The organism is Bradyrhizobium ottawaense (genome assembly GCF_002278135.3).
GTDB lineage: Bacteria > Pseudomonadota > Alphaproteobacteria > Rhizobiales > Xanthobacteraceae > Bradyrhizobium > Bradyrhizobium ottawaense.
Map to the genome: position 1 here is coordinate 1,386,526 of NZ_CP029425.2, position 25,515 is coordinate 1,412,040.

Sequence of the window (25,515 nt, forward strand, 5' to 3'; positions counted from 1 at the left end):
GATGGTTTCTCCGGAACGTGCTGGCAAACAAATGGTGAGGGGTGGATCAGGCGCTGCGGCGCTTGTCAGATGCTGCGGCGCTTGGCGGTGACTTCGATCTCGACCTTCATCTCGGGCTTGGCGAGTGCGCTGACGACCAGCAACGTCGCCGCCGGCCTGATGTCACCGAGAACCTCGCCGCAGACGGCGAAGTGGGCATCGATGGTGCTGGCGTCGGTGACGTAATAGGTCGCACGGACGATATCGGCCATCGCGAATCCGCCCTCTTTCAGGGCAGCTTCGATGGTCTTGAAGCAGTTGCGTGACTGGCTCGTGACATCGGCCGGCATCGTCATCGTGGTGTAGTCATAGCCCGTGGTTCCCGCGACGAAGGCGAACTCACCGTCGATCACGGCGCGGCTGTAGCCGACGGTCTTCTCGAGCGGAGAGCCGGTGGAGATGAGGCGACGGGACATGTTTCGGACCTCGACTGAAAGGCGTGTTTCGCGGGGTTAAAGGGCGTTTCTCGGGCCTGCGCAACCCCGAAAGAACAGGCGTCAGGACGGCGCAGCCGAGCGTTGCCGCTTTACGCGGCTTCGGTCGTCACCATCATGGCAATCCCTCAGGCCGCGTGCGCATGGAGGGCGCGAAGGACCCTGCGTTTGGACAGGGGCGCGCCGGTCGGAACGATCATCCCCTCGGCGCCATCGAGCGCACCCGCCTGGAATTCGATCGCGAGCAGCCGGTCGCGTTCGAACGGGCCGGGCAGCGCCAGCGCGCCGGTCTTCTCGCCCGAGAAGCCGAAGCGGGCATAATAGGGGGCATCGCCGAGCAGGATGACGGCTTGATGCCCGCGCGCCCGGGCGGCGGCCAGCGCTTGATGCATCAGCGCGGCGCCGATCCCGAGCTCGCGGCAGGCAGGGTCTACCGCCAGCGGTCCAAGGACCAAAGCGGGCCTGCCTCCGGCGCTGACGTGCCACAGCCGCACGGTTCCCACGAGCTTGCCCTCGCGCACCGCCGACAGGGCAAGGCCTGCGGCAGGCGCGCGTCCGTCGCGCAGGCGCTGGCAGGTGCGGCCGTGGCGGTTTTCGCCAAAGCAGGCATCGAGCAGCGCTTCACGCACCGCGACGTCGGCAGCACGCTCCGCGCGGATCACGAACGGAGCGGCTTTCGAGGTGAGGGCGATTTGTGGCTTCCGAAAAGCGGTCATGGCGCGTCAGTCCCCGCTTGAACCGGCGTGCGCGCAGCACGCCTGTCCAAGACGTCGTCAGATCGAAATGTCAGGGAGGAGCCGGCAAGCCGGCTCCCGGGTTCGTCAGGCCTCAGAGAAAGAGGCGGATCAGATGTGGTACGTCCTCAGCGGCGGGATGCCGTTGAACGCCACCGACGAGTAGGTCGACGTATAGGCCCCGGTGCCTTCGATCAGCACCTTGTCGCCGATCTCCAGCGTGACGGGAAGCGGATACGGGTTCTTCTCGTACAGCACGTCGGCGCTGTCGCAGGTGGGACCCGCGAGCACGCACGGCGTCATGTCCGCGCCGTCATGGGCAGTACGGATGGCGTAGCGGATCGACTCGTCCATCGTCTCGGCGAGACCGCCGAACTTGCCGATGTCCAGGTACACCCAGCGCACCTCGTCCTCGTCGCTCTTCTTCGAGATGAGCACGACCTCGGATTCGATGATGCCGGCGTTGCCCACCATGCCGCGGCCCGGCTCGATGATGGTCTCCGGAATCTGGTTGCCGAAGTGCTTGCGCAGCGCGCGGAAGATCGAGCGGCCGTAGGTCACGACCGGCGGCACGTCCTTCAGATACTTGGTCGGAAAGCCGCCGCCCATGTTGACCATGGACAGGTTGATGCCGCGCTCGGCGCAGTCGCGGAACACCTGCGAGGCCATCGCCAGCGCACGGTCCCACGCCTTCACCTTGCGCTGCTGCGAGCCGACATGGAACGAGATGCCGCACGGCTCCAGGCCCAGGCGCTTGGCAACGTCGAGCACCTCGACGGCCATTTCCGGGTCGCAGCCGAACTTGCGCGACAGCGGCCATTCGGCGCCGGCGCAGTCATAGAGGATGCGGCAGAACACCTTCGCGCCGGGAGCGGCACGGGCGACCTTCTCGACTTCGGCGGCGCAATCCACGGCGAAAAGCCGGATGCCGAGCGCGAAGGCGCGCGCGATGTCGCGCTCCTTCTTGATCGTGTTGCCGAAGGAGATGCGGTCCGGGGTTGCACCCGCGGCCAGCGCCATCTCGATCTCGGCGACCGTGGCGGTGTCGAAGCAGGAGCCCATGGACGCCAGCAGCGCGAGCACTTCCGGCGCCGGGTTCGCCTTGACGGCGTAGAACACGCGGCTGTCGGGCAGCGCCTTGGCAAACGTCTGGTAATTGTCGCGCACGACCTCGAGGTCGACGACGAGGCACGGCTCGGTGTCGAGGCCATCCTTGCGGCGGTTGCGCAGGAATTCCTGAATACGTTCGGTCATAGCACTCTCCCAAACGGCCCAGCGACGGGGATCCGTTCAAAAAATGTCGTCGGATAAGCGCCCCGGCCAGATCACGCGATGGAGGCGTGACGAGCCAAAGACTCAAATCAGACTGTGCTGCCGTGGATTGGTTGGGAATTTCCCGCCCGCACACCTGGCAATGAAGGACAAGCCTTTTCAGTAGCCCGCGCCGGCGTTGGACTGCCGGTAGAGACCAAAAAAGCCCGATCCGTCGTTGCTTTAAGTCGCGTCCCCCGTTGAGAGCGGGGTGCGCCGGTTCGCCTCCGGCTGCCAGTCACGGTTGCAAAGAGCGAAGTCACCTTCGACAAGGCATCTCTTTGAGAGAGATGCTGGACGCTCCGGGTTTGCTTCCTCGTCCGACCTTCAGGCCTTGCGACCTTCAGTCTTCTGACTTCCGCACTTCCGAAGAGCCCCTCGGCTTCTTCACCCCTTGGCGGCTGTCCGGCCTCTTGTCCGGATACCTACCGACTGACACACGACCACAGGCACGTGCGAAATTGGGCAAGAGCGCACATAAGCGTTTTGACTCTGCTTCGCAAGAATTTTTTTAGGCTGAGAACAGAATTGCCTAACATCTGCTTGCGCGGTGTTGCGCGAGCGCCGCGGAAGATGAACGGGCGTTAAGTCTTGAAGCCTCGTGCGCGCGTCTCTCGCGCACGCGAAGCGTCAGCGGCGCTTCGTGAAGGGCTCGACACGCTGGGCCGCGCGGATGAACGCGGTCATCACGAGCACACCGAGCGCGAACAGCACGGCCTGCAGGATGTGCGTGCCCTGGTCGCCGAGCCCGAACAGGATCGCGAGTGCCCAGCCACCGGCGAAGGCCGCGCCGAACACCTCCGCGCCGATCAGGATGGCGGCGCTGATGACGGTGATGACGCTTGGCCAAGCGATCTGACGGGAAGACGAGGAAGGCGCGTTCATGAGCTCAGGGATCCGTGGTCTGTCGAGGGCCGCAATCTCCCCGAAAAGGCGGCCGGGAGCAAGGGCAAATGGCCCAAAAAAGCCCCATCGCGTGCTATAGCTGGCCGCAACAATTGAGCCACGAAATCGGGACTTGTGATGTCAGAACCCCGCCAAATTACGGACTCCGAGACCAACCCGCTGCTGAAGGCCTGGGTGACGCCGTTTGCAACCCCGCCCTTCGACGAGATCAAGCCGGAGCATTTCCTGCCGGCCTTCGAACAGGCCTTCGCCGACCACTCGGCCGAGATCGCGGCGATCACCAACGATCCGGCCGCGCCCGACTTCGCCAACACCATCACCGCGCTGGAGCGCTCGGGCAAGCTGCTGAGCAAGGTGGCGGCCGTATTCTACGACCTCGTTTCGGCGCATTCCAACCCGGCCATCCTGGAGATCGACAAGGAGGTCTCTCTGCGGATGGCGCGGCACTGGAATCCGATCATGATGAACGCCGTGCTGTTCGGCCGCATCGCCCAGCTCCACGAGAACCGTGCCAATCTGGATCTGGCTCCGGAGCAGCTTCGCCTCTTGGAGCGGACCTACACCCGCTTCCACCGCGCCGGCGCCGGCCTCTCCGAGGAGGCCAAGACGCGGATGGCTGAGATCAACGAGCGGCTCGCCCAACTCGGCACCAGCTTCAGCCATCATCTGCTCGGCGACGAGCAGGACTGGGTCATGGAGCTCGGGGAGGCCGACCGCCAGGGCCTGCCGGAGAGCTTCGTCGCCAGCGCCAAGGCTGCGGCAGAAGAGCGCGGCATGGAAGGCAAGGCCATCGTCACGCTGTCGCGATCCTCGGTCGAACAGTTCCTGAAAAGCTCCGCCCGGCGTGATCTGCGCGAGAAGGTCTACAAGGCTTTCACCGCACGGGGCGACAACGGCAATGCCAACGACAACAACGGAACCATCGTCGAGGTCCTCAAGCTGCGCGAAGAGAGCGCCAAGCTGCTGGGCTATCCGACCTTCGCCGCTTACCGGCTGGAGGACTCCATGGCCAAGACGCCTGACGCGGTGCGCAGCCTCTTGGAGCGGGTCTGGAAGCCAGCCCGCGCCCGGGCGCTTGCCGACCGCGACGACATGCAGGCGCTGATCACGGAAGAGGGCGGCAATTTCAAGCTCGCCCCCTGGGACTGGCGCTTCTACGCCGAGAAGCTGCGCCTTCAGCGCGCCAATTTCGACGACGCCGCGATCAAGCCGTATCTTTCGCTCGACCACATGGTCGCCGCCGCCTTCGACTGCGCCACGCGCCTGTTCGGCATCACCTTCGAGGAGCGCAAGGACGTTCCGGTCTGGCACCCCGACGTCCGGGTCTGGGAGGTCAAGGGCCCCGATGGCAAGCACAAGGCGCTGTTCTATGGCGACTACTTCGCCCGGCCGTCGAAGCGCTCCGGCGCCTGGATGACCTCGCTGCGCGACCAGCAGAAGCTCGACGGCGATGTTGCGCCGCTGGTTCTCAATATCTGCAATTTTGCCAAGGGCGCCGGCGGCGAGCCTTCGCTGCTGTCGCCCGACGATGCCCGCACCCTGTTCCACGAGTTCGGCCACGGCCTGCACGGCATGCTCTCCAACGTGACCTATCCGTCGCTGTCGGGCACTTCCGTGTTCACCGATTTCGTCGAGCTTCCGTCGCAGCTCTACGAGCACTGGCAGGAGCGGCCAGAGGTGCTGCAGAAGTTCGCCCGTCACTACCAGACCGGCGAGCCGCTGCCCGACGAGCTGCTGCAACGGTTCCTTGCCGCGCGAAAATTCAACCAGGGCTTTGCCACGGTCGAGTTCGTCTCCTCCGCGCTGGTCGACCTCGAATTCCACACCCAGCCGGCCGAAGCGGCCAGCGACGTGCGCGCCTTCGAGAGACGCGAGCTGGAGAAGATCGGCATGCCCGAGGAGATCGCGCTGCGCCACCGTCCGACCCAGTTCGGTCACATCTTCACCGGCGATCATTATGCCGCCGGCTATTACAGCTATATGTGGTCGGAGGTGATGGACGCCGACGCCTTCGGCGCGTTCGAGGAGGCCGGCGATATCTTCGATCCCGCCGTCGCCAAGCGCCTGCACGACGACATCTACGCCTCGGGCGGATCGGTGGATCCGGAAGCCGCCTACGAGGCCTTCCGCGGCCGTCCTCCGGAACCCGACGCGCTGCTCCGCCGGCGCGGCCTGCTCGACGCCGCGAAGGCCGCCTGATGGGCATGCGCGCCTTGTTCGGATTGCTGCTCGCCGCCGGCCTGTCGCTCTCGGCGGGCACGGCGCGTGCGCATCCGCATGTCTGGATCACTGCGACCAGCGAATTGCTCTACGCCGCCGACGGCTCGATCACCGGCGTTCGCCACGCCTGGACCTTCGACGACATGTTCTCGGCCTATGCGGTGCAGGGGCTCGAGAGCAAGACCAAGGGCGCCTATACGCGCGAGGAGCTCGGGCCGCTGGCGCAGACCAACGTGGAGTCGCTGAAGGAATACGCTTACTTCACCTTTGCGCGAGCCGACGGCAAGAAGGAGCGATTCCAGGAGCCGGTCGACTATTTCCTCGACTACAAGGATACGGTGCTGACCCTGCACTTCACGCTGCCGCTGAAGAACCCGGTCAAGTCCAAGCAGCTGGTGCTCGAAGTGTTCGACCGCTCCTTCTTCATCGACTTCCAGATGGCCAAGGAAAGCCCGGTGAAACTGGTCGGCGCGCCCGCCGGCTGCCAGATGAAGCTGGAGCGCCCGAGCGACGGCACCGCGAGCGCGCAGAAGCTCAACGAGCAGACCTTCATGAACGGCGAGAACTCGAATTTCGGCATGATGTTCGCCAACAAGATCACGGTGGATTGTCCTTGATCGGTCGTCTTCAGTCGCCGATTGCCCGCGGGCTTCTTGTCTGCGCCGCCGTTGTCCTCGTCGTGGGTGTGGCCGATGCCGCGCTTCACGATGTCTTCGCGCAAAACCCCTTTGGCGCGCCGCGGCCGGCGCAGGCGGCCCAGCCCGAGACCGGCGGCCTCATCGGCTGGCTATTGGCCAAACAGTCGGAATTCTATCGGCAGATGTCGGCGACCATCCGCGCCGCCAAGTCCGACGGCTCGGCGGTGTGGACACTGCTCTTCATCTCGTTTGCCTACGGCATCTTCCACGCCGCCGGCCCCGGCCATGGCAAGGCAGTGATCGCCTCCTATCTCGTCGCCAACCACGAGACCGCGCGGCGCGGCATCGCGCTGTCGTTCGCCTCGGCGCTGATGCAGTCGCTGGTCGCGATCCTCATCGTCGGCATCTCGGCCTGGGTGCTGAACGCGACCGCCAAGACCATGTGCAAGGCGGAAGGGGCGATCGAGATCGCGAGTTACGCCCTGATCGCGTTGTTCGGGCTGCGTCTCGTCTGGGTCAAGGGCCGCATTTTCATCCGGGCGCTGCAGGCGGCCCAGCCGCTGCCGGCGATCGCCGGCGTGCCGCACGATCATGATCACGGTCATCACCATCATCATGATGCCCACGATCATCACGATCACGGACATGATCACCATCACCACGATCATGGTCATGCGCACGCCCCGGCCCACCACGGGCATGACCACGTTCATGACGAACATTGCGGCCATTCCCACGGCCCCACGCCGAGCGAGCTCGCCGGCCCCGGTGGCTGGCGGCGCGGCTTTGCGGCGATCCTGACCGTCGGCATCCGCCCCTGCTCGGGCGCGATCCTGGTGCTGGTGTTCGCGCTCGCCCAGGGCCTGTTCTGGGCCGGCATCGCAGCGACCTTCCTGATGGGATTGGGCACCGCGATCACGGTTGCGGCCATCGCGGTCGTCGCCGTCTCCGCCAAGGACATCGCCGCCCGCCTCAGTGCCGGGCGCGACGGCGGCGGCGCGCTGTTCATGCGCGGCATCGAATTCGCCGCCGCCGGCGTCGTGCTGCTGTTTGGCGCTGGCCTCTTGTTCGGCTACATCGCGGCCGAGCGGACGACGTGTTTCTAGGCCGAGTTTCTCGTGCCCCGGACGCAGCGCAGCGTCCCTTTGACGGTGCGCTGCAGAGCCGGGACCCATCTCTCGGTACGCTGCATCGCGTCCGGGACACAGGGTGCACCTCACACCGGCAGAAACCGCTTCAGCGCCGGCATGAAGAAGATCCCGAGATTGATCGCAAAGCCGATGCTCCAGAGGATCGAGCGCAGCGTCGGGCGGTTGCCGAGATAGGTCAGCACATAAGCGAGGCGGACGATGAGGAAGAGGGCCGCGAGCTCGTCGATCAGCCGCTGCGGCGAATCCCTGAATTCGGCGAGGAGCACCGCGAAGGCGAAAAACGGGAAGGTCTCGATGCCGTTCTGGTGCGCGCCGAGCGCGCGCTGCGAGAGCGCGTCCTCGTAGAAGGCGGGGTCGCGCGGCCGGGAATTGTCGAAGCGGCGAAACCTGATCCATTTGATCGAGCCGATCGTCAACAGATAGAGCAGCAGCGCTCCAAAGACGCACCATTCCGCGAGTGTCATCTTTGCCTCCCCCGCCTGGGTGCGACCCTAGCGAAACCCGCCTCATCTTGACAAGTTCGGACCAACGCGCGACCCACAGGGCCATGACCAGTGTCGTCCCCATCGAGGCCGCGAGACCGGCCGCCCAATCCGCCCTGCCGCGCGCTGGCGTGCTCCTGATCAATCTCGGAACGCCCGACACGGCCGATGCGCCGGGCGTGCGGGTGTATCTGAAGGAGTTCCTCTCGGACGCCCGCGTCATCGAGGATCAGGGCCTGGTCTGGAAGTTCGTGTTGAACGGGATCATTCTGCGCAGCCGCCCCCGTACCAAGGCGCTCGACTACCAGAAGATCTGGAACACCGAGCAGAACGAGTCGCCGCTGAAGACCATCACGCGGTCGCAGAGCGACAAGCTGGCCGCCGCCCTGTCGGACCGGACCCACGTCGTGGTGGACTGGGCGATGCGCTACGGCAATCCCTCGATCAAGTCGGGCATCGACGCACTGATCGCGAAAGGCTGCGAGCGCATCCTGGCGGTCCCGCTCTATCCGCAATATTCCGCCTCGACCTCGGCGACCGTCTGCGACGAAGTGTTCCGCGTGCTCGCCCGTTTGCGTAACCAGCCGACGCTGCGGGTAACACCGCCTTATTACGAGGACGCGGCCTATATCGAGGCGCTTGCCGTCTCGATCGAGACGCATCTGGCAACGCTGTCCTTCAAGCCGGAGCTGATCGTGGCGTCGTTCCACGGCATGCCGAAATCCTATGTCGACAAGGGCGATCCCTATCAGCAGCACTGCATCGCCACCACCGAGGCGCTGCGTCGCCGGCTCGGCATGGACGAGACGAAGCTGCTGCTGACCTTCCAGTCGCGCTTCGGCAATGCCGAGTGGCTCCAGCCCTACACCGACAAGACCATGGAGCGGCTCGCGAAGGAAGGCGTGCGCCGCCTCGCGGTGGTGACGCCGGGCTTTTCCGCGGACTGCCTGGAGACGCTGGAGGAGATCGCGCAGGAGAACGCCGAGATTTTCAAGCACAATGGCGGCGAGCAGTTTTCCGCGATCCCCTGCCTCAACGACAGTGACCCGGGCATGGACGTGATCCGCACCCTGGTGCTGCGCGAGCTTCAGGGCTGGATCTGATGGGCGTCCCATGAACCGCCGTGAGTGTCTGGCGTTTCTTGGGATGATCGCGGCGCTGCCGGTCCCGGTCCTGGCGCAACAGCCGAACGCGGCACGTCGGCTTGGCGTGCTCTCGGTCACGGCTGCCGATGATGCGATCGGCCAGACCCGCAGCATGGTCCTGGTCAAGGCGCTCGCCGGACATGGCCTGAAAGAGCGCGACAACCTCAAGATCGACTGGCGCAGCGGTGGCGGCGACCGCGCCCGCATCGCGCAGCTTGCCGACGAGCTGATCGCGCTCAGGCCCGACGTCCTGCTCGCGGTCGGCACGCCCTCGGTCGAGGAGCTGCGCCAGCGCACCACGACGATCCCGATCGTGTTCGCCGTCGTCACCGATCCCGTCAGCCAGGGCTTTGTCGAAAACCTCGCGCATCCCGGCGGCAACGTCACCGGCTTCACCGATTACGACGGCCCGCTGGCCGGCAAATGGCTGGAGATGCTGACGCAGGTCACGCCAAAGGTGTCCCGCGTTGTCGTCGTCTACAATCCCGCCACCGCGCCGTTCGCGCCGCTGATGCTGCGGACGATCGAGGACGCGGCACGGACCCTTCAGGTGGCGGTCGAGCCCGCGCCGGTGCATGACGCGGCCTCGATCGCGGCGCTGGGCTTGCGGAAAGACGGTGGGTTGCTGGTGTTGCCGGACTTCTTCACCATGGCCAACCGCGGCGGTCTTCTGGCGGCGATCGCGCAGGCGCGCGTGCCCGCGGTGTTCTGGAGCCGCACCTTCGTCGAGGAGGGCGGGCTGATGTCCTACAGCACCGACAGCGCCGAGCAGCTCCGCCGCGCCGCGGACTATATCGACCGCATTCTGAAGGGCGCGCGGCCAGCCGACCTGCCAGTGCAGAACCCCACCAAATTCGAGCTCGCGGTCAACCTCAAGGCCGCCAGGGAGTGTGGCGTCACACTTCACCCGGGCCTCATTGCCCTAGCGAATGACGTGATCGAATGAAGTCGTCCAATGCGCGCCTTCGGATTCGTTAATTTTTGCCGCTGGGTTTCCGCTGCACGCTTTCAAGGGCCCGCTACAAATACATATCTTGATCCTTCCCCGTTTGGATGTCTTGTGCAGAATTGGATCGATACCGACGTGAATTGCGACCGCTGAACCGGTAGGGTTGCGCTCCCGACCAATGACAGCGCGGGAAAGGGCTTTTCTGCCTTGGAGGAAATATGAGCGGTTTCGACATTTTCGCGATTGTTCTGGTTTTGCTCGTCATCGTCACGCTGGTCGCCGGCGTCAAGACGGTGCCGCAGGGCTATGACTGGACCATCGAGCGGTTCGGCAAATACACCCAGACGCTGAGCCCCGGGCTCAATCTGATCGTGCCCTATTTCGATCGCGTCGGGCGCAAGATCAACATGATGGAGCAGGTGATCGACATCCCCGAGCAGGAGGTGATCACCAAGGACAACGCCACCGTGACGGTCGACGGCGTTGCCTTCTACCAGGTGTTCGACGCCGCCAAGGCGAGCTACGAGGTCTCCAACCTGACCCAGGCGATCACGGTCCTGACCATGACCAACATCCGCTCGGTGATGGGTGCGATGGATCTCGACCAGGTGCTGTCGCATCGCGACGAGATCAACGAGCGCCTGCTCCGTGTCGTCGATGCCGCGGTCTCGCCGTGGGGCCTGAAGGTCAACCGCATCGAGATCAAGGACATCGTGCCGCCCGCCGATCTGGTCGAGGCCATGGGCCGGCAGATGAAGGCCGAACGCGTCAAGCGCGCCGACATTCTCGCCGCCGAAGGCCAGCGCCAGTCGGAAATCCTGCGCGCCGAGGGCGCCAAGCAGGGGCAGATCCTCCAGGCCGAGGGCCGCAAGGAAGCCGCGTTCCGCGATGCCGAAGCGCGCGAGCGGTCCGCCGAGGCCGAGGCCAAGGCGACGCAGATGGTCAGCGATGCGATTTCCAAGGGGGACGTCGCCGCGTTGAACTACTTCATCGCCGACAAATATATCAAGGCGTTCGGCCAGTTCGCGGACGCGCCGAACCAGAAGATCATCATGCTGCCGATGGAAGCAACCTCCATGCTGGGCTCGCTCGCCGGCATCGGCGAGATCGCGAAAGCAACGTTCGGCGAAAGCGCGGCGTCCGCCGCTGCCGCCGCCCGCCGTGGTGGCTCGGTGCCGACGACCGGCAGCACGCCGCCGACGGTGCCGCCGCGGCAGGGATAGTCCCCGGCGCATGTCCCTTCAGGCAGGGGCATGCACCATGATGGAAGGTCGTATCATGACCGACATGTTCGTATCGCTCGGCACCTGGAACTGGCTGATCTTCGGCTTCATCCTGATGGCGCTGGAGGTGCTGGCGCCGGGCATATTCCTGTTCTGGCTCGGGCTCGCCGCGCTGCTCGTCGGCCTGATTTCGTTCACCGTCGTCCTATCGTGGCAGATCCAGCTCGTGATGTTCGCGGTGTTCGCCGCAGCCGCCGTGCCGATATGGCGCCGCCTTGCGCGGCCGAAGCCGGATGCAAGCGCCAGTCCGTTCCTCAACAAGCGTACCGAGGCACTGCTCGGCCGCGAGTTCACGCTGGAGAAGCCGATTATCGACGGCAGCGGCACCGTGCGCATCGGTGACACGGTGTGGCGCGTCGCAGGTCCGGATACGCCGGCGGGGACGCGGGTGAAGGTGGTGCAGGTGGACGGTGCGAACCTGACAGTGGCCGCGGCGTGAGGATTCTTCGCCTCTCCCCGCTTGCGGGGAGAGGCGGGATTGCATCGCAGATTCAATCCGGGTGAGCGGACTCTCCGCGAGTCCGTCTCTCACCGTTTGCGCGGAGGCTCCCCCTCACCCCGACCCTCTCCCCGCAAGCGGGGAGAAGGGGAAGAGTCCTTCCACCTCTCCGCAAACCGGTGCAGCGGCATGAACGTCTCGCACAATTCCCGCCCGAGCGGCGTCAGCCCATAACCTCCGCCTTCGCCAAGCTCCACGAACCCCGCCTCGCGCAACTCCGTCAGGCGCGCTTGCAGCACTGTCGGCGAGGCGTCGTCGCAGGCGGTGCGCAGGGCGCGGGAGGTGAGGGGCTCGCCGCGCAACTCCCACAATATTCGCAGGCTCCAGCGCCGTCCGAGCAGGTCCAGCAGCGCCATGACCGGCCGGCCGGTGCGCGAGCCGCGGACGCTTCGTGATGCCGCCTGTTTTGCCATCGCCACCCTCTTGCGACATGCTACAGATAGTGTAGCATGTTGCTACAATAGATGTAGCAAAGGAAACGGCCGGTGTCCCAGTCCACGCCGCGCATTGCCCCGCTCACCCCGCCTTATCCCCCGGAGATCCAGGCGCAGTTCGATCGCATCATGCGCGGCGCGCCGCCGCTGATCCTGTTCCGGGTGATGGCGGGCCACAGCCGCGCCTGGGACAAATTTCGCGCCGGCGGCCTGCTCGACCCCGGCCCGCTCTCGCTGCGCCAGCGCGAGATCGTCATCGACCGCACCTGTGCGCTGAACAGATGCGAGTATGAATGGGGCGTGCATGTCGCGGTTTTCGCCGGGCCGGCGAAGCTCGCCGAAGACGAGGTGCGTGCCACAGTGCAGGGCGATGCGACGTCACCGTGCTGGTCGCCGGCCGAACAGGCGCTGATCGCAGCGGTCGACGCGCTGCATCACCGCGCGACGTTCAGCGATCAAGAGTTTGCCGAGCTGTCGGCGCATTACGACGAGGCGCAGATTCTGGAAATCATGCTGCTGTGCGGCTTCTACCGCACGGTATCGTATCTGGCGAACGGGCTGCGGTTGCCGCTGGAGGAGAACGCGGCGCGGTTTCCGGTGTAGCTGTCATTCCGGGGCGCGCGAAGCGTGAACCCGGAATCCATTGGGCAGCGAGCTCGGAGATGAATGGATTCCGGGCTCGCGCCGAATGGCGCGCCCCGGAATGACGGTGCGGAGAGAAAGCGCGTGCCCTAGGCCACGCCCGCCCGCAGCAGATCGTGCAGGTGCACGATGCCCACCACCTTGCCGGCCTCGGTCACCACCAGCGTGGTGATCTTGCGCGTGTTCAGCACCTCGATCATCTCGGTCGCGAGCATCGAGGGCGGCACCGTTTTCGGCTGCTTCGTCATGATCTCGTCGACCGACGCCGTCAGCAGGTCGGGGCGCATGTGGCGGCGCAGATCGCCGTCGGTGATGATGCCCGCGACCTCGTTTGCTTCGTTGACGATGCAGACGCAGCCGAGGCCCTTGGCCGACATCTCGACCACGGCCTCCGACATCTTGGTGCCCAGGGGCTTGACCGGGATCTCGGCGCCCGTGCGCATGTAGTCGCGGACGAATTTCAGCATCGCGCCCAGCTTGCCGCCGGGGTGGAAATGCGCGAATTCCAGCGCGGTGAAGCCGCGGCCTTCGAGCAGCGCGATCGCGAGGGCATCGCCGATCGCGGCCTGCATCAGGGTCGAGGTTGTCGGCGCCAGATTGTGCGGGCAGGCCTCGCGCGCCTTCGGCAGCTCGATCACGAGGTCGGCGGCCTGGCCCAGCGAGGAGGCCGCGTTCGACGTCACCGCGATCATGGGAATGGCGAAGCGCGCCGAGTAGTTCACGAGGTTCTTCATCTCCGGCTGTTCGCCGGACCAGGACAGCGCCATGATGACGTCGTCGGTGGTGATCATGCCGAGGTCGCCGTGGCCGGCCTCGGCGGCATGCACGAAGAAGGCCGGCGTGCCGGTCGAGGCCAGCGTCGCGGCGATCTTGCGCCCCATATGGCCTGACTTGCCGAGCCCGGTGACGATGACGCGGCCCTTGGCGTTGCGGATCAGGTCGACTGCTTTCGCGAATGTCGCGCCGAGCGGGCCGCGCAGGGCGGCTGCGAGCGCGTTGATGCCGCCGCTCTCCGTCTCCAGCGTGCGGAGCGCGGATTCGACGCTGTCGGGGATGGGGCCGGATGATGTGGTCATCAGCGGTTTCGAACTCGGCATGTACTGGTCCAGGGAGAAGGGGGCATTCGCACGGTCGGCGCCTCATTAGCACGCCGCGGCGGGGGAGGCGACGAGCGCGCCTAAGCCCTCAACCGGTCATTAACCATAATTGTTTTAACTCCATTAACGATGGTTCCCGCCAGCCGGCGGAGACCACCGTGAAAGTGTTTGATTTCGTTGGAGTTGTTCCATCGTGGGGTCGTCTCCAGGCACCGGCCGGAGCAAACGCGCGCAGTTCCTGCGCGCGGCTTTGCCGTGCCTTGTGCCGGGTCTTGCGCTGACGACCCTCACAAGCGTGCCCGCGGCCGCCCAGAGCCTCACGCCCGATCTGTTCAATCCCAACCGCGGCGGCTTCGCCGCGCCCGAGACGCTGCCGACGCGGCGCACGGCGGGCGTGCCGCAGGCGCCGTCGGATGCATTGCCGGCGTTGCCCGATCCCAGTGCTGATCCGCGCAAACGCCAGCAGGCGCCCGCGACCTCGCGCGTCGGTCAGGTCCCGACTTATGGCCTATCTGCCGCCACCGGCGCGAGCAGCTCCGGCTATGATTCGCTCAACCGAAAGAGACAGCAACCCAAGCTCTATCCGGGCCAGCCGAAGCCGAAGCGCGCGGCCGGTCCCGGCTCGCCGGCGCCGACCACGGTGCCGCCGCCATCGACGCTCGGCCTGCCCAGAATCGCGCCGCCGCCATCCGCCTCCGCCAACAAGGCGCCGGTGCCGGCGGCGATGGCGGGCACCGTGCCCGGCCAGCCGCTGCGCCGTCGCCTCAAGGCGGATGACGATGCGTTTGGGGCCGTCGGCGACTACGCCGGCAGTTTTCTGATCAAGGGCGGGCTTGAGCTCTCCACCGGCTACGACACCAATCCTGCGCGTCTCAACAAGCCGGTGGGATCGCCGGTCTACGTCGTCGCACCCGATCTGCTGGTGATGTCCGACTGGGAGCGCCACGCGCTGGTCGCCGATCTGCGCGGCTCGTTCTCCGGCTACACCAACAACATGCCGGCGACGATCGACGGCTTTGCCTCGCCTTCGCCGGTCGAGATCAATCGTCCCGACTTCACTGGCCATGTCGACGGCCGCCTCGACGTCGACCGCGACCTCAAGCTGACCTCGCAGCTGCGCCTGCGGCTCGCCACCGACAATCCCGGCAGCCCGAACGTGCAGGCGGGCCTGCAGAAATATCCGGTTTACGCCGCCTACGGCACCACGGTCGGCTTCGACCAGACCTTCAATCGTTTCCAGGTCGCCGCGGGCGCCACCGTCGATCGCACCGCCTACACGGACTCCAAGCTCACCGACGGCTCGACATTCACCAACAACGATCGCGACTTCAACCAGTATGGCGGCATCGGGCGCTTCTCCTACGACCTCAAGCCCGGCCTGAAGCCGTTCGTCGAGATCCAGGGCGACACCCGAATCCACGACCAGGCCGCCGACCGCAACGGCTACTTCCGCGATTCCAACGGCGGTTATGCCAAGGTCGGCTCGTCCTTCGAATTCTCGCGCATCCTCACCGGCGAAATCTCGGTCGGCTATTCCGCGCGCAACTATACCGACCCGCGCCTCAGCCAGCTTGCTGGCTTCCTCACCTCGGGCTCGCTGATCTGGAATGCGAGCGGCCTCACCACGGTGAAATTCTTCACGGACACGCAGATCGCGGAGACCACCATCCCCGGCTCCTCGGGCGTCCTGGTGCGCACCTATTCGGCCGAAGTCGATCACGACTTCCGCCGCTGGCTGACGGCCGTCGGCAAATTCACCTACGGCACGCTCGACTACCAGGGCCAGAACCGCAACGACAAGACCTACTCGCTCGAAGGCAATCTGATCTACAAGCTCAACCGCAACATCTGGGTCAAGGGCACGCTGCGTCACGACATCCTGGATTCGAACCAGGCGGGCTCGAGCTCGCAGGGGACGGTGGTGATGGTCGGGGTGAGGCTGCAGAATTAGTGCGCCTGTCGGCACACGTCGGAGTGAGATGCCGCGCGGGGGCGAGGCTCTCTCCGCTCGTCATTCCGGGGCGCGCGAAGCGCGAGCCCGGAATCCATTTATCCACTAAGCTTGCGGCCTGATGGATTCCGGGCTCGCGCCAAGTGGCGCGCCCCGGAATGACAGCTCAGCGCGGCAGATCCGTCTTCCCCATCAGGAACGTATCAATCGACCTTGCGCACAGCCGCCCTTCGCGGATCGCCCACACCACTAGCGACTGCCCACGCCGCATGTCGCCGGCGGTGAACACGTTCGGGCGGGAGGTCTGGTAGTCCAGCGTGTTGGCCTTGACGTTGCCGCGGGGGTCGAGCTCGACCGAGAGCAGCTTCAAGAGACCCTCGTGCACCGGATGCACGAAGCCCATCGCGAGCAGGACGAGCTCGGCGTCGAGTTCGAACTCGGTGCCGGCAATCGGCTTGAACTTGTCGTCGACGTGGACGCAGTGCAGCTTCTTGACCTGGCCGTTCTCGCCGGAGAACTTCTGGGTCAGCACGGCGTATTCGCGCACCGCGCCTTCGGCCTGGCTGGAGGACGTCCGCATCTTGAGCGGCCAGTTCGGCCAGGTGAGGCCCTTGTTCTCGCGCTCGGGAGGAGCGGGCATGATCTCGAGCTGGGTCACCGACAGCGCGCCCTGGCGCAGCGAGGTGCCGATGCAGTCCGATCCCGTGTCGCCGCCGCCGATGACGACGACGTGCTTGCCGCCGGCCAGGATCTCCTGGACGCCGTTCAGCGGCTCCTCAGAGACGCGGCGGTTCTGCTGCGGCAGGAAATCCATGGCGTAGTGGATGCCTGACAGCTCCCGGCCGGGGATCGGCAGGTCGCGCGGTGCTTCCGCGCCGCCGGTCAGCGCCACCGCGTCATACTCGTTGAGCATCTCGCGCGGATCGACATTGCCGTCGGCGCCGACATGGCTGTTGTAGTGGAAGGTGACGCCTTCGCCTTCCATCTGCTTGACGCGGCGGTCGATGACCCCCTTCTCCATCTTGAAGTCGGGGATGCCGTAACGCAGCAGGCCACCGGCCTTGGCGTGCTTCTCGAACAGATGCACGTCGTGACCGGCGCGCGCGAGCTGTTGCGCGCAGGCCATACCGGCCGGGCCCGAGCCGATCACGGCGACCTTCTTGCCGGTCTTGACGGACGCGACCTCAGGCTTGAGCCAGCCATTGTCCCAGGCGCGGTCGACGATCGCGCATTCGATGGTCTTGATGGTCACCGGATTGTCGTCGATGTTGAGCGTGCAGGAGGCCTCGCACGGCGCCGGGCAGATGCGGCCGGTGAACTCCGGGAAATTGTTGGTCGAGTGCAGATTGCGCGAGGCTTCTTCCCAATTGCCCTGGTAGACGAGGTCGTTCCAGTCGGGGATCTGGTTGTTGACCGGGCAGCCGGGCGTGCCGGGCGCGACCGAGCCGGTGCCGTGGCAATAGGGAATGCCGCAGTTCATGCAGCGCGCGGCCTGGTCGCGCGTTTCCTTCTCGGTCAAGGGAAGGACGAACTCGTTGTAATGCTTCACGCGCTCGGCGACCGGGGTGTACTTGCGGTCATGCCGTTCGATTTCGAGAAAACCCGTGATCTTGCCCATTAAACCCGAAGTCCCTGCCGCTTAGTCGTTTGTTCTCTCACTCCTCATCCTGAGGAGCGGCGCGCTCTTCGCGCCGCGTCTCGAAGGATAGAGGCCCGGATGATGGTCTCATGGTCCGAGGCGGCGCTTTCCGCGCCTCCTCAGCTTTCTCTTACGCCCCGATCGCGATTTTCGGCTCGGCGTCCGCGTTGGCGGCCATTTCGCGCAGTGCGCGCCGGTACTCGACCGGCATCACCTTGCGGAATTTCGGCAGCCATTCCTTCCAATTGGCAAGGATGTCGGCGGCGCGCTTGGAGCCGGTCGCTTTCGCGTGGCGCGTGATCAGGACGTGCAGGCGCTCGACGTCGGAGTCGAGCAAATTCTTGAACACGTCGACCCGGCCATGCGCCTCGAGGTCACCGGAGTGATTGTAGGTGCCGGCGTTGATCAGCTCTTCCGACAGCACCGGCTCGAGCTCGACCATCGCCAGGTTGCAGAGCTTGTCGAAGTCGCCGGTCTCGTCGAGGACATAGGCGATGCCGCCCGACATGCCGGCCGCGAAGTTTCGCCCGGTCTTGCCGAGCACGACCACGATGCCGCCGGTCATGTATTCGCAGCAATGATCGCCCGCGCCCTCGACCACCGCAACGGCGCCCGAATTGCGCACGGCGAAGCGCTCGCCGGCGATGCCGCGGAAGTAGCACTCGCCCTGGATCGCGCCGTACATCACGGTGTTGCCGACGATGATGCTCTCTTCCGGCACGATGCCGCTGTTGGCCGGCGGCTTGACGATGATCTTGCCGCCCGAGAGGCCCTTGCCGACATAGTCGTTGGCTTCACCCTCGAGCTCGAAGGTGACGCCCTGCGCCAGCCACGCGCCGAAGGCCTGACCCGCGGTGCCCTTGAGGCCGACATGGATCGTGTCGTGCGGCAGGCCGGCATGGCCGTAGATCTTGGCGACCGCACCCGACAGCATCGCACCGGCGGAACGGTTGGTGCTATTGATCGTGGCCTCGATCTTCACCGGCGCGCCGCGGTCGAGCGCAGGCTTTGCCTTCTCGATCAGCGTGCGGTCGAGCACCGCTTCCAGATGATGGTTCTGGCGCTCGGAGTGATAGATCTTCTGGCCCTTCTCTTCCTTCTGCTTGACGAACAGCTTGGAGAAGTCGAGGCCCTTGGCCTTCCAGTGCGCGACCAGCTTGGTCTGGTCGAGCAGCTGAACCTGGCCGACCATCTCGTTGAAGGTGCGGAAGCCGAGCGAAGCCATGATCTCGCGGACTTCCTCGGCGACGAAGAAGAAGTAGTTGATCACGTGCTCGGGCTGGCCGGTGAAGCGCTTGCGCAGGACGGGGTCCTGGGTCGCGACGCCGACCGGGCAGGTGTTGAGATGACACTTGCGCATCATGATGCAGCCGGCCGCAATCAGCGGCGCGGTGGCGAAGCCGAACTCGTCGGCGCCCAGCAGTGCGCCGATCACGACGTCACGGCCCGTGCGGAAGCCGCCGTCGACCTGGACCACGATGCGGCTGCGCAGCCGCTCGCGCACCAGCGTCTGGTGGGTTTCGGCAAGGCCGATCTCCCACGGCGAGCCGGCATGCTTGATCGAGGTCAGCGGCGAAGCGCCGGTGCCGCCTTCGAAGCCCGCGATGGTGACATGGTCGGCGCGCGCCTTGGCGACGCCCGCGGCGACCGTGCCGACGCCGATCTCGGAGACGAGCTTGACCGAGACGTCACCCGTCGGGTTGACGTTCTTGAGGTCGTAGATGAGCTGCGCCAGATCCTCGATCGAGTAGATGTCGTGGTGCGGCGGCGGCGAGATCAGGCCGACGCCCGGCGTCGAGTGCCGGACCTTGGCGATGGTCGCGTCGACCTTGTGGCCGGGCAGCTGACCGCCTTCGCCGGGCTTGGCGCCCTGCGCCATCTTGATCTGCATCATGTCGGAGTTGACGAGATACTCCGTGGTGACGCCGAAGCGGCCCGAGGCGACCTGCTTGATCGCCGAGCGCATGGAATCGCCGTTCGGCATTGGCTTGAAGCGGTCGGCTTCCTCGCCGCCTTCGCCGGTGTTCGACTTGCCGCCGATCCGGTTCATGGCGATCGCGAGCGTGGTGTGGGCCTCGCGCGAGATCGAGCCGAAGCTCATCGCGCCGGTGGCGAAGCGCCGGACGATGTCCTTGGCGGGCTCGACCTGGTCGAGCGGGATCGGCTTGCGCTTTTCTTCGTCCGCGTTCTTGATCCGGAACAGGCCGCGCAGCGTCAGCAGACGCTCCGACTGCTCGTTGAGGATCTTTGCGAAGGCGCGATAGCGCTCCTGCGAATTGCCGCGCGCGGCGTGCTGCAGCAGCGACACCGATTCGGCGGTCCAGGCATGGTCCTCGCCGCGGCTGCGATAGGCGTATTCGCCGCCGACATCGAGCGCGCCCTTGTAGACCAGCGCCTCGCCGAACGCGTCGGCATGACGGCGCACCGCCTCTTCGGCGATCTCGCCAAGGCCGACGCCCTCGACACGGGTATGCGTGCCCGCGAAGAACTTTGCGACGAAGTCGGCCTTGAGGCCGACGGCGTCGAAGATCTGCGCGCCGCAATAGGACTGGTAGGTCGAGATGCCCATCTTGGACATCACCTTCAAAAGGCCCTTGCCGATCGACTTGATGTAGCGCTTGACGATCTCGTAGTCGTCGAGCGAGCCGGGCAGGCGGTCCTTCATCGCGATGATGGTTTCGAACGCCAGGTAAGGATTGATCGCTTCGGCGCCGTAGCCGGCAAGGCAGGCGAAGTGATGCACTTCGCGCGGCTCGCCGGACTCGACGACGAGACCGACCGAGGTGCGCAGGCCGGTGCGGATAAGATGATGATGCACGGCGGCGCAGGCCAGCAGCGACGGGATCGGAACCCGGTCGGTGCCGACCATGCGGTCGGACAGGATGATGATGTTGACGCCTTCGCGCACCGCGCTTTCGGCGCGCGCGCAGAGCTCGTCGAGCACCTGGTCCATGCCTGCCGCGCCGAGACCGGCGTGGAAGGTGGTGTCGAGCGTGCGCGACTTGAAGTGCGACTCGGCAACATCCGAGATCGAGCGGATCTTTTCGAGATCCGCGTCGGTCAGGATCGGCTGGCGCGCTTCAAGGCGCTTGGTGGTGGCAAGCCCCTGCAGATCGAACAGGTTCGGCCGCGGTCCGATGATGGAGACCAGGCTCATCACCAGCTCCTCGCGGATCGGGTCGATCGGCGGGTTGGTGACCTGCGCAAAGTTCTGCTTGAAGTAGGTGAACAGCGGCTTGGCCTTGTCCGACAGCGCCGAGATCGGCGTGTCGTTGCCCATCGAGCCCGCGGCTTCCTCGCCCGTGGCCGCCATCGGCGTCATCAGGATGGCGATGTCTTCCTGGCTGTAGCCGAACGCCTGCTGGCGATCGAGCAGCGACAAATTGGAGCGCACGCCGGTGGTCGGCACCTTCGGCAGCTCTTCCAGCACGATCTGGGTCCGTTCCAGCCACTCCTTGTAGGGATGGCTCTTGGCGAGCTCGGCCTTGATCTCGTCGTCGGGAATAAGACGGCCCTGCTCGAGGTCGACCAGCAGCATCTTCCCGGGCTGCAGCCGCCACTTGGTGATGATCTGATCTTCGGGGATCGTCAGCACGCCCATCTCGGACGCCATCACGATGCGGTCGTCCTTGGTCACGAGATAGCGCGCGGGCCGCAGGCCGTTGCGGTCGAGCGTGGCGCCGATCTGGCGGCCGTCGGTGAAGGCGATCGCGGCGGGACCGTCCCACGGCTCCATCAGCGCTGCGTGATATTCGTAGAAGGCGCGGCGCTTCTCATCCATCAGGGGATTGCCGGCCCACGCCTCCGGAATCATCATCATGACGGCGTGCGGCAGCGAGTAGCCGCCCTGCACCAGGAATTCGAGCGCGTTGTCGAAGCAGGCGGTGTCCGACTGGCCTTCGTAGGAGATCGGCCAGAGCCGGTTGATGTCCTTGCCGTAGAGCTCGGAGCTCACCGAGGCCTGGCGCGCCGCCATCCAGTTGGTGTTGCCGCGCAGCGTGTTGATCTCGCCGTTATGCGCGATCATGCGATAGGGATGCGCCAGCGACCAGGCCGGGAAGGTGTTGGTCGAGAAGCGCTGATGCACCAGGGCGAGCGCGCTCTCGAAATCCTTCTCGTGCAGGTCGGGATAGTACTTGCCGAGCTGGTCGGCGAGAAACATGCCCTTGTAGATCACGGTGCGGCAGGACATCGAGCAGGGGTAATAGCCTGCAAGTCCGCGGTCGCGGCGCTGGTAGATCGCCTGTGAGATCGACTTGCGCAGGATGTAGAGCCGGCGCTCGAACTCGTCCTCGGTCTTGGCGGTGCCATTGCGGCCGATGAACACCTGCATGCAGGCCGGCTCGGTCGGCTTCACGGTGACGCCGAGCGAGGAATTGTCGGTCGGCACCTCGCGCCAACCAAGCAGGGTCAGGCCCTCTTCCTTGATCTGGTCGGCGATGATGCTCTTGATGACGTTGCGCCATGCGGTGTCGCGCGGCATGAACAGCGCGCCGATGGCGTATTCGCCGGGCGCCGGCAGCGCGAAGCCGAGCTCCCCGGCCTTGCGGCTGAAGAAGGCGTGCGGGATCTGCACCAGAATGCCGGCGCCGTCACCGGCGCGCGGGTCGGCGCCGACGGCACCGCGATGCTCGAGATTGCACAGGATGCTCAGCGCGTCCGCGACGATCTCGTGCGACTTCTTGCCCTTGATATTGGCGATGAAGCCGACGCCGCAGGAATCCTTTTCCAGGCTCGGATCGTAGAGGCCAACGGCTGGCGGGCGCGAATTGTGTTCCTGAATCGGATCGGTCGTTTTCGAGGCGACCGTCGCCGACAGTTCTTCTGCCACGATGTTTGCGCTCTCGAATTGCGACCCGTTCATTGTTCCAATCCTCTCCATGCGGCAAGCTGCCTCACCGCCATCTTCGGCGCACCTTGGGCGTTCCGCGGCACCCGCCTCTGGGTCACCGCTCGTCCGCTGCGAGCCGCATTTTCTTAAATTCAGGCCTAGGCGTTCTTCGTCCCCGAGAACGGCTTTGCCTGTTGCCTTATGGTGCTCGAAAGCACCGACTTTCGTTGCAATCCCTATGCCGGAACCGCAAGCAAAATTGAGACAGTCTTCCTGTCCTAACCGTCACCTTGCCAAATTTTTGTCTATCACACAAGCGCGTGGAAGTCCCGATTCCCGATATGTCAATCAATCGCTTTCCGAAAGTTGCGCGGCCCCGGTTTTGAAGCAAACGCGCCCCGATCCGGCCCTGTGGGCGCCGAAATCCCAAATGAAGCTTCGGATCAGCCCTTCGAAAGGCGCGCCACGCCGCAAGAGGCGAAAGAGCGCGAGGCATTCGGGGGCCTGACAGGAGCGTGTCGACGATGAAGTTTTTCACAGGATGTGTGGCTGCTGCCACGCTGGCGCTCGCCATGAGCGCCGGGCATGGGCAGGTTCTGGCGCAAGTTCCCGCGAAAGGTATCGCAGGAGGGGCGGCTATCGTGGTGTCGGATTTCGACGGACCCTATGCGTCCCCCGAAGCCGCCCCGCCACTGCCGCCGCGTTACGGCCAAGGCTACGGTCCCGGCTATGGCTACGAAGAGCGCGGTCCGGCGTTGCTGCCGTCGACCGAGGTCTACGCGGTCTTGCGCGAAAACGGCTTCTCGCCGCTCGGCATCCCGCGCCTGCGCGGCAGCGTCTACACCATCGCGGTGATCGACCGTCGCGGCGACGACGGCCGGCTCGTGATCGATGCCCGCGACGGGCGGATCATCCGTTTCATGCCGGCCGCGGACGCCTACGGCATGGCGCCCGCCTATGACGAGCGCGCGGCCTCGCCTTACGGTCCGCAAAGCGCGCTGCCGCCGCCGACCGTGATCCGCAGCGGCCCGCCGCGGCCGCCGGCCTCGATCCCGCACGTGGCGAGCCGCACCGTGCCGCTGCCCAGGGCCGCCCCGCCGCGCAGCGAGACGCCGGTCGCCGCCGCCAAGCCGGCCGAGCCTGTGACGCAGCAGGCTCAAGCGCCGCAGGCACCGGCACCGCAGCAGACCGCTGCCGCGCAGGCCAAGCCGGCGGAAGCGGCACCGCAAGCCCCGGCTCCAACCGTCGGTCAGGCCAAGCCGTTGGCGACGATTTTGCCGACGCAGGAGATGCCGGCGGCACAGGGACTGGATTAGCACTGCGAGTTTGATGCGATAGCGCCAGCCACACCCACGCTGTCGTCCTGCGAACGCAGGGACCCATACCGCGTGATCTATCGGTGGGGATGAGGTGCGAGTCCCGAACGACCAATCTTCGCCAAACTGCTCCCTGTGGTTATGGGTCCCTGCGTTCGCAGGGACGACGGCTGAGCAAAACAAAAAAAGGCGCCTGAGCAATTCAGGCGCCTTCCGCATTTCAGCGATCGCTTCAGCTCCGCGGATATCCCGCGGCTTCCAGGATCAAATTGGCGACCTCCTTCGGATGCGACACCAGCGAGAGGTGGCCGGCATCGAGCTCGACCGTGGTGGCGTTCATGCGCTTGGCGAGGAAGCGTTCGAGATCCGGATTGATGGTGTAGTCGTTCTTCGACACCGCGTACCAGCTCGGCTTCGAATGCCACGCAGCTTCCGTGGTGCGGCCGGCGAAGATCGACGCGGCGGTCGGCCATTGCACGGCATAAAGCTCCCTGGCCTGCTCCGGCTTCACGCCATTGGCGAAATATTTCAGGAAGGCGTCTTCCGAAAGTTTTGTGTCGCCGTCGCGCTCGACGATGCCGGCGCGCACCGGGCCGGTCGGGAATTGCTTCGACAGCGCGACGAAATCCTCGTTCGCATCGGGCGCACGTGCGGCGACATAAACGAGGCCGGTGACCTTCGGATCGGTGCCGACCTGGCTGATCACCGTGCCGCCCCAGGAATGCGCGACCAGCACGGTCGGTCCGTCCTGCTCGGCCAGCGCGCGCCTGGTCGCCTCGACCGAGTCCGCAAGCGACGACAGCGGATTCTGCACGGCCGTGACATGCAGGCCCGCGGCCTGGAGGATCGGGATCACCTCCGACCAGCTCGAGCCGTCGGCCCAGGCGCCGTGCACCAGCACGACGTTCTTTGCTTTCACCGTCTGCGGTGTCTGCGCGTGAGCGAGGCTGAGGGGGGCCGCCAACAGGCTCGCGGCGACGAAAAGGCTGCGCCAAAGTGACATGATCGTGCTCCGTCTCGTTTTGTGTTCGATGTCCAAAGGACGGAGCGTGGGGCAGCGGCGTTACGCTCAGTCACCTACCTGTGAGCAGCGTCTTGGTCGGGCGTGTACGGGACGCGTGGGCGAGCTTGCAGTGGGGGTAACGTAGAACGACAGGCCCAACCTGTATTTCCATTTCAACCGAAAACTGCCGCTGGATTCTGCGGCACTGACAAACAGGCCGGTACGAAATATATCGACGCAGGAGTCGCTGCGGGGCTACTCGCGGCGTTTCGCGATACAACTGGACAAGTAAAAAAACGCCCCGGGGCACCGGGGCGTTTTCTCAAACCTGGAAGTGGCGTGCCGTGGTTAGGCGGCGACCGAGTTCTCGATCACCTGCGCCTTCGGTGCGCTGGTATTGATCGCGATCTGGCGCGGTTTCTTCGCCTCGGGAATCTCACGGACGAGGTCGACGTGAAGCAGCCCGTTTTCCAGCGAGGCGTCCTTCACCTGCACGAAGTCGGCGAGCTGGAAGGCGCGCTCGAATGCACGCGCGGCGATGCCGCGGTAGAGCACTTCGTTCTTGCTGTTCTCGCCTGCGACCTTCTCGCCCTTGATCGTCAGCGTATTTTCCTTCGCGACGATGGAGAGCTCATCCCTGGCGAAGCCCGAGACCGCAACGGTGATGCGGTAGGCATTCTCGCCGGTACGCTCGATGTTGTAGGGGGGATAACCGGGGCTGCCGTCCGAGCTGGCCTGGTCGAGCAGGCTAAAGAGGCGGTCGAAGCCGACGGTGGAACGGTAGAAGGGGGTGAGATCGTAGCTACGCATG

The 25,515-nt window shown here is 65.4% G+C and carries 21 protein-coding genes; 10 read left to right on the forward strand and 11 right to left on the reverse strand.

Features of this window, described 5'->3' with window-relative positions:
* Window positions 1-65: 65 nt before the first annotated feature.
* The 4 genes from CIT37_RS06620 to CIT37_RS06635 form a co-directional block, all read right to left on the reverse strand.
* Window positions 66-455 carry a RidA family protein gene (locus CIT37_RS06620; protein WP_038950604.1) on the reverse strand — a complete coding sequence of 130 codons (390 nt, stop codon included), beginning with the start codon at window positions 453-455 and terminating at the stop codon, window positions 66-68.
* 146 nt (window positions 456-601) lie between these two features.
* Window positions 602-1,189 carry a GNAT family N-acetyltransferase gene (locus CIT37_RS06625; protein WP_095425176.1) on the reverse strand — a complete coding sequence of 196 codons (588 nt, stop codon included), beginning with the start codon at window positions 1,187-1,189 and terminating at the stop codon, window positions 602-604.
* A 129-nt stretch (window positions 1,190-1,318) separates the two neighbouring features.
* Window positions 1,319-2,461: a type III PLP-dependent enzyme gene (locus CIT37_RS06630; protein WP_028139993.1), complete on the reverse strand. Its 1,143-nt coding sequence runs from the start codon at window positions 2,459-2,461 to the stop codon at window positions 1,319-1,321.
* A gap of 687 nt (window positions 2,462-3,148) precedes the next feature.
* Entirely contained in the window at window positions 3,149-3,403 is a 255-nt protein-coding gene (locus tag CIT37_RS06635; protein WP_018316184.1) for a hypothetical protein, read from the reverse strand.
* Between the two features lie 138 nt (window positions 3,404-3,541).
* On the opposite strand from CIT37_RS06635, the gene CIT37_RS06640 reads away from it, so the two are divergent.
* From CIT37_RS06640 to CIT37_RS06650, 3 genes are read left to right on the forward strand one after another with little or no spacing between them, the layout of a single operon-like run.
* Complete coding sequence (locus tag CIT37_RS06640; RefSeq protein WP_038973460.1) at window positions 3,542-5,623, forward strand: M3 family metallopeptidase; 2,082 nt, start codon at window positions 3,542-3,544, stop codon at window positions 5,621-5,623.
* A complete protein-coding gene (locus CIT37_RS06645; RefSeq protein WP_028139995.1) occupies window positions 5,623-6,261 on the forward strand; it encodes a DUF1007 family protein in 639 nt (212 codons plus the stop codon). The genes CIT37_RS06640 and CIT37_RS06645 overlap by 1 nt, the downstream gene beginning before the upstream one ends.
* Complete coding sequence (locus tag CIT37_RS06650) at window positions 6,252-7,388, forward strand: nickel/cobalt transporter (RefSeq protein WP_085967885.1); 1,137 nt, start codon at window positions 6,252-6,254, stop codon at window positions 7,386-7,388. Before CIT37_RS06645 ends, CIT37_RS06650 begins: the two co-directional genes overlap by 10 nt.
* 110 nt (window positions 7,389-7,498) lie before the next feature.
* On the opposite strand, the gene CIT37_RS06655 is transcribed toward CIT37_RS06650, so the two are convergent.
* A complete protein-coding gene (locus tag CIT37_RS06655) occupies window positions 7,499-7,897 on the reverse strand; it encodes an MAPEG family protein (RefSeq protein WP_095425177.1) in 399 nt (132 codons plus the stop codon).
* Window positions 7,898-7,980: 83 nt separating this feature from the next.
* Between CIT37_RS06655 and hemH the strand changes: the two genes are divergently transcribed.
* From hemH to CIT37_RS06675, 4 genes are all read left to right on the forward strand, one after another.
* Window positions 7,981-9,018 carry a ferrochelatase gene (gene hemH, locus CIT37_RS06660; RefSeq protein WP_038973462.1) on the forward strand — a complete coding sequence of 346 codons (1,038 nt, stop codon included), beginning with the start codon at window positions 7,981-7,983 and terminating at the stop codon, window positions 9,016-9,018.
* Window positions 9,019-9,028: 10 nt separating this feature from the next.
* Window positions 9,029-10,006: an ABC transporter substrate-binding protein gene (locus CIT37_RS06665; RefSeq protein ID WP_028139998.1), complete on the forward strand. Its 978-nt coding sequence runs from the start codon at window positions 9,029-9,031 to the stop codon at window positions 10,004-10,006.
* A gap of 221 nt (window positions 10,007-10,227) precedes the next feature.
* Window positions 10,228-11,232 (forward strand): SPFH domain-containing protein, encoded by a 1,005-nt coding sequence (locus tag CIT37_RS06670; protein ID WP_095425178.1) that lies wholly within the window; start codon window positions 10,228-10,230, stop codon window positions 11,230-11,232.
* A 55-nt stretch (window positions 11,233-11,287) separates the two neighbouring features.
* On the forward strand, window positions 11,288-11,731 hold the full coding sequence (locus tag CIT37_RS06675) for an NfeD family protein (protein WP_028140000.1): 444 nt from the start codon (window positions 11,288-11,290) through the stop codon (window positions 11,729-11,731).
* 89 nt (window positions 11,732-11,820) lie between these two features.
* Here CIT37_RS06675 and CIT37_RS06680 read toward each other — a convergent pair whose 3' ends face one another.
* Window positions 11,821-12,204, reverse strand: a complete 384-nt coding sequence (locus tag CIT37_RS06680; RefSeq protein WP_095425179.1) for a winged helix-turn-helix transcriptional regulator — start codon at window positions 12,202-12,204, stop codon at window positions 11,821-11,823.
* A 72-nt stretch (window positions 12,205-12,276) separates the two neighbouring features.
* Here CIT37_RS06680 and CIT37_RS06685 point away from each other — a divergent pair, with 72 nt between their 5' ends.
* Window positions 12,277-12,828 carry a carboxymuconolactone decarboxylase family protein gene (locus tag CIT37_RS06685; protein ID WP_095425180.1) on the forward strand — a complete coding sequence of 184 codons (552 nt, stop codon included), beginning with the start codon at window positions 12,277-12,279 and terminating at the stop codon, window positions 12,826-12,828.
* Between the two features lie 128 nt (window positions 12,829-12,956).
* Here the strand turns inward: CIT37_RS06685 and CIT37_RS06690 are convergent, their stop codons facing one another.
* Complete coding sequence (locus CIT37_RS06690; protein ID WP_095425181.1) at window positions 12,957-13,964, reverse strand: KpsF/GutQ family sugar-phosphate isomerase; 1,008 nt, start codon at window positions 13,962-13,964, stop codon at window positions 12,957-12,959.
* Between the two features lie 193 nt (window positions 13,965-14,157).
* On the opposite strand from CIT37_RS06690, the gene CIT37_RS06695 reads away from it, so the two are divergent.
* Window positions 14,158-15,915: an outer membrane beta-barrel protein gene (locus tag CIT37_RS06695; RefSeq protein ID WP_095425182.1), complete on the forward strand. Its 1,758-nt coding sequence runs from the start codon at window positions 14,158-14,160 to the stop codon at window positions 15,913-15,915.
* Between the two features lie 166 nt (window positions 15,916-16,081).
* Here CIT37_RS06695 and CIT37_RS06700 read toward each other — a convergent pair whose 3' ends face one another.
* Together CIT37_RS06700 and gltB are read right to left on the reverse strand one after the other, a co-directional pair.
* Window positions 16,082-17,533 carry a glutamate synthase subunit beta gene (locus tag CIT37_RS06700; RefSeq protein ID WP_095425183.1) on the reverse strand — a complete coding sequence of 484 codons (1,452 nt, stop codon included), beginning with the start codon at window positions 17,531-17,533 and terminating at the stop codon, window positions 16,082-16,084.
* Window positions 17,534-17,684: 151 nt separating this feature from the next.
* Window positions 17,685-22,418: a glutamate synthase large subunit gene (gene gltB, locus CIT37_RS06705; RefSeq protein WP_095425184.1), complete on the reverse strand. Its 4,734-nt coding sequence runs from the start codon at window positions 22,416-22,418 to the stop codon at window positions 17,685-17,687.
* 491 nt (window positions 22,419-22,909) lie between these two features.
* Here gltB and CIT37_RS06710 point away from each other — a divergent pair, with 491 nt between their 5' ends.
* On the forward strand, window positions 22,910-23,701 hold the full coding sequence (locus tag CIT37_RS06710; protein WP_095425185.1) for a hypothetical protein: 792 nt from the start codon (window positions 22,910-22,912) through the stop codon (window positions 23,699-23,701).
* A 232-nt stretch (window positions 23,702-23,933) separates the two neighbouring features.
* Here CIT37_RS06710 and CIT37_RS06715 read toward each other — a convergent pair whose 3' ends face one another.
* Window positions 23,934-24,704, reverse strand: a complete 771-nt coding sequence (locus CIT37_RS06715; RefSeq protein WP_038972876.1) for an alpha/beta fold hydrolase — start codon at window positions 24,702-24,704, stop codon at window positions 23,934-23,936.
* Window positions 24,705-25,052: 348 nt separating this feature from the next.
* Complete coding sequence (locus tag CIT37_RS06720) at window positions 25,053-25,514, reverse strand: Hsp20 family protein (protein ID WP_038972875.1); 462 nt, start codon at window positions 25,512-25,514, stop codon at window positions 25,053-25,055.
* Window position 25,515 lies beyond the last annotated feature (1 nt).